The sequence below is a fragment of the Streptomyces sp. NPDC052036 genome (genome assembly GCF_040680495.1).
GTDB lineage: Bacteria > Actinomycetota > Actinomycetes > Streptomycetales > Streptomycetaceae > Streptomyces.
Genome location: NZ_JBFAWW010000097.1, coordinates 1 through 4364, shown reverse-complemented (window position 1 = coordinate 4364; position 4364 = coordinate 1). Strand labels below are relative to the sequence as shown.

Here is a 4364-nt window from a genome sequence, read left to right as displayed (position 1 = left end):
ATCTCCCTGAACGCACGCGCGGCGCCCACCTGCTACAGGTCGGCGCCGCTCACCATGTGTCCGAGGGGGGACTTGAACCCCCACGCCCGATAAAGGGCACTAGCACCTCAAGCTAGCGCGTCTGCCATTCCGCCACCCGGACAAGGTGTCTGTCGTGCGGGGTTTCCCTCGCAGCGACGAAGGAAACATTACCAGGCTTTCGGTGGCGTTCGATCACACCCTGTCCCGGCGTGAACGGTGCGTGACGGACCCGACAGTGCCTTGGGGTGGGGCGGGGGTCGGAGAGAGGATGAGGGGACCACCAGCAGTGCAGTGACAGCGGGAGGAAACAGCGTGACCGAGACGGACACGGCCAGGAACGTCACCGGCGAGGACGAGGTCGTGGACCTCTGCCGTGAGCTGATCCAGATCGACACCAGCAACTACGGCGACCACTCCGGCCCCGGTGAGCGCAGGGCCGCCGAGTACGTTGCCGAGAAGCTGGCCGAGGTGGGGCTCGAACCGCAGATCTTCGAGTCGCACAAGGGCCGCGCCTCCACGGTGGCCCGCATCGAGGGCGAGGACCCCTCGCGGCCCGCGCTGCTGATCCACGGCCACACCGACGTCGTACCGGCCAATGCGCAGGACTGGACGCACGACCCGTTCTCCGGCGAGATCGCCGACGGGTGTGTGTGGGGGCGCGGCGCCGTCGACATGAAGGACATGGACGCCATGACCCTGGCGGTCGTCCGGGACCGGCTGCGCAGCGGGCGCAGGCCGCCGCGCGACATCGTCCTCGCCTTCCTCGCGGACGAGGAGGCCGGCGGCACCTACGGCGCCCGGTACCTCGTCGACCGCCACCCCGGCCTCTTCGAGGGGGTGACCGAGGCGATCAGCGAGGTGGGCGGTTTCTCGTTCACCGTGAACGAGCAGCGGCGGCTGTATCTGATCCAGACGGCCGAGAAGGGCATGCACTGGATGAAGCTGACCGTGGCCGGCACGGCCGGGCACGGATCGATGATCCACCGGGACAACGCGATCACCGAGCTCTCCGAGGCGGTCGCGCGGCTCGGGCGGCACAAGTTCCCGGTGCGGGTCACCAAGACCACCCGGGCCTTCCTCGACGAACTCGGCGACGCGCTCGGCACCGAACTCGACCCGGAGGACATGGAGTCGACCCTCGCCAGGCTCGGCGGCATCGCCAAGCTCATCGGCGCGACCCTGAGCAACACGGCCAACCCCACGCAGCTGAACGCCGGTTACAAGGTGAACGTCATCCCGGGCGAGGCCACGGCCCATGTCGACGGACGCTTCCTGCCCGGCTTCGAGGAGGAGTTCCTGGCCGACCTCGACCGGATCCTCGGGCCCCGGGTGCGCCGGGAGGACGTGCACTCCGACAAGGCCGTCGAGACGACTTTCGACGGGGCGCTCGTGGAGGCGATGCAGTCCGCGCTGCAGGCCGAGGACCCGGGGGCGAAGGCGATCCCGTACATGCTCTCCGGCGGCACGGACGCCAAGTCCTTCGACGAACTGGGCATCCGCGGCTTCGGGTTCGCGCCGCTCAAGCTGCCGCCGGAGCTGGACTTCGCGGGCATGTTCCACGGTGTGGACGAGCGGGTCCCGGTGGACGCCCTGAAGTTCGGTGTGCGGGTCCTGGACCGGTTCATCGACGCGTCCTGAACCCGGCCCAACTCGCTTGATTCCGTCCCGGTTTGCGTGCTGAAACGAGTCTGCAGTAATCGCCAGCGCGTACGGGGGCCGACCGGGACGGGTGAATGCGACCATAAGCTCGTAGCTCCATTACTCCCTCCTCGTTACATGGGGTGCGGTCCGAGGCTTGGATCGCTTTGCCAACGAGGAGGAAGAATGATCAAGAAGGTCGTCGCTGCTGCGGCCGCCACCGGTGGTCTGGTTCTCGCGAGCGCGGGTCTGGCTGCCGCCGACGCGGGTGCCCAGGGTGCCGCCGTGCACTCCCCGGGCGTTGTGTCCGGCAATGTCATCCAGGTTCCGGTGCACGTCCCGGTGAACGTCTGCGGCAACACGATCTCGGTGATCGGGCTGCTGAACCCCGCCTTCGGCAACACCTGCATCAACAAGTGACGTTGCGCCTCACCCCGTGAGGGGTCTCACCCCACGAGGGGCTGCGCCTGTCGGCCCCGGAGCGCGTCCCATGCGCTCCGGGGCCGACCGGTTCCTCCGCGTCTCCGCTCATCCGGGCGGGCGCGCTCCAGAAGGTTCACGACAACGTCGAAGGCAGGGAATTCAGCAATGCGACAGGTCACCCGCAAGGGCCTGATGACCGTGGCGGCAGCGACCGGCGTCCTCGCCGTCACCGGCGGCTACGCGCACGCCGACTCTGGTGCGCTGGGATCGGCCGCGGGCTCGCCCGGTGTGCTGTCCGGCAACACCGTGCAGGTGCCCGTGCACGTCCCGGTGAACGTCTGCGGAAACACCGTGAACGTGATCGGGCTGCTCAACCCCGCGGCAGGCAACGCGTGCGCCAACACGGGCGGCGCACACTCCGGCGGCGGCTCCCACGCGGGCGGTCACACCGGTGGCTCGCCCGGTGTCGGCTCCGGCAACACCGTCCAGGTGCCGGTGGACGTGCCCGTCAACGTCTGCGGCAACAGCGTGAACGTCGTCGGAGTCGGCAACGGCGCGCTGGGCAACCACTGCGACAACGGCGGCGGTGGCCACCAGCTGCCCGGCGGCGGCAGCACGCCCGGTCACCCTGGACACCCGGGTCACCCTGGGCACCCGGGTCACCCGGGACATCCCGGTCACCCGGGACATCCCGGTCACCCGGGCTACCCCGGTCACCCCGGTCACCCCGGTCACCCGGGCCAGCCGAGCAACCCGGGTAACCCCAGCAATCCCGGCAACCCCGGCAACCCCGGCAACCCCGGCAACCCCGGTACTCCCCAGCAGCCGGGCGGCGGTGGGTCCCAGCACGTCAACCACCCTGGTGGGTCGGCGTCCGTCATCCGGCCCGTGGGGGGCGCGCAGCTCGCCCACACCGGTAGCGACCTGCCCCTCGGCGCCCTTGCACCGGCCAGCGCGGGTGCCCTGCTCGGTGGTGCGCTGCTCTACCGCAGGGCGCGCGCGAGGGCGTGAGGCATCGGTCACAGGAGGGGGACGGGCCGGAGGCGGTCGAGGCACCGGCCGGTCACCGCGGGGAGAGCGCTGACTGTCGCCGCGCGTGTGCAAGGAGCGACGGGGCGCGGTCCACGCTCAGCGAAGCGGTACACAGTGCACTGAACCGCCGCATTCTCCCCCATGGGCATCCCTGAAACGGATCGGGCCCCGCAGACGCGGGGCCCGATCCGTTTCAGCCTCCTTCACCTCACCACGTGGCGCGCACCTGGCGGATGATGCGTCGGCGCAGCCGCACCTTGCGGCTGCCGTCACGCAGCAGACTCAGGCGGTCCAGCTCCCAGTGTCCGTACTCGGCGTGGTCAGTCAGCAGGCGTGTGGCGTCCTTGCGGGACACCCCGCGCGGTACGTACACGTCGACAAATTCGTATTCCGGCATCGCATCTATTGTGCGGGCTGGGGCCCGGTACGGATAGCGTCTGCACTATGTCTGATGCTGCGCAGCCCACCGCTGCCGAGGTACGCGCCGCCGCCGAGGCGGTCAAGACCGCGCTCGACCGCCACCTGGCCGCGGTCGAGCGCAGGACGGGCGAGGACGACCCGGCCGTCTACGAGGCGTTCAACGAGCTGGCCGCGGCGGCCGAGGAGTACGACGAACTCCTCTACGACCGCTACGACGAGGTCACCCCTTTCGAGATCCCCGGTGCGGAAGACGCACTTCCGCCGTACGCGGGCCCCGAGGAACCGAACGCGCTGAGCGTGCTGATCCGCCGGGACTACGCGGTGGTGGAGCCGCAGCGGCTGCTGACGCAGGCGCGGCGCGTGGAGGACGCGGACGAGGACGCCCTGCTGGAGTCGTCGGCCGGCACCGTCCACGGCGCGCTCGGTGTGATCTTCGGGGAGTTCGAACCGGACGAGATCGCCTCCCGGCACAAGGAGTTCGGCCTGGAGGAGGGCGACTCCACCCTGTGGGTGACGGCCGCCGACGAACCGACGGAACCCGGGGAATGGCTGGAGGCGCCTTTCGAGCAGATCGACCCGCAGGGGGTCGTCTGCCGGTTCGACGTCAGCGCGGTCTTCGACGACGACTCGGACGAGGACGAGGAAGATCTCGGACTCGACCCGGAGCTCCGCGGCGAGCTGGACGACGAGGAGGACCTGGAGCCCCTGGACGCCGAACGCTAGTGCCGTGTCCGATGCGTGCGCCGGGCCGGACCCGGCCCCGCGGCCGCCACCGGCACCGGGGGGGGGGGGGGGGGGGCCCCCGCCCCGCGGCCCCCCCCCCCCCCCCC

5 protein-coding genes and 1 tRNA gene are annotated in these 4364 nt (G+C 70.5%); 4 read left to right on the top strand and 2 right to left on the bottom strand.

From position 1 onward, the window contains the following. Positions 1 to 57: 57 nt before the first annotated feature. Positions 58 to 142 (bottom strand) — tRNA-Leu (locus AB0L95_RS41790). 191 nt (positions 143 to 333) lie between these two features. Here AB0L95_RS41790 and AB0L95_RS41785 point away from each other — a divergent pair. The 3 genes from AB0L95_RS41785 to AB0L95_RS41775 all read left to right on the top strand — a co-directional run bounded on the left by AB0L95_RS41785 (position 334) and on the right by AB0L95_RS41775 (position 3093). Further along, positions 334 to 1659 (top strand): M20/M25/M40 family metallo-hydrolase, encoded by a 1326-nt coding sequence (locus tag AB0L95_RS41785; protein WP_365171859.1) that lies wholly within the window; start codon positions 334 to 336, stop codon positions 1657 to 1659. Positions 1660 to 1845: 186 nt separating this feature from the next. Next, on the top strand, positions 1846 to 2079 hold the full coding sequence (gene chpH, locus AB0L95_RS41780) for a chaplin ChpH (RefSeq protein WP_234517558.1): 234 nt from the start codon (positions 1846 to 1848) through the stop codon (positions 2077 to 2079). A 168-nt stretch (positions 2080 to 2247) separates the two neighbouring features. Continuing rightward, entirely contained in the window at positions 2248 to 3093 is an 846-nt protein-coding gene (locus AB0L95_RS41775) for a chaplin (protein WP_365171857.1), read from the top strand. A 229-nt stretch (positions 3094 to 3322) separates the two neighbouring features. Here the strand turns inward: AB0L95_RS41775 and AB0L95_RS41770 are convergent, their stop codons facing one another. Continuing rightward, on the bottom strand, positions 3323 to 3511 hold the full coding sequence (locus tag AB0L95_RS41770; protein ID WP_030053310.1) for a DUF5703 family protein: 189 nt from the start codon (positions 3509 to 3511) through the stop codon (positions 3323 to 3325). Between the two features lie 47 nt (positions 3512 to 3558). Between AB0L95_RS41770 and AB0L95_RS41765 the strand changes: the two genes are divergently transcribed. Continuing rightward, complete coding sequence (locus AB0L95_RS41765) at positions 3559 to 4257, top strand: hypothetical protein (protein WP_365171854.1); 699 nt, start codon at positions 3559 to 3561, stop codon at positions 4255 to 4257. Positions 4258 to 4364: the final 107 nt, after the last annotated feature.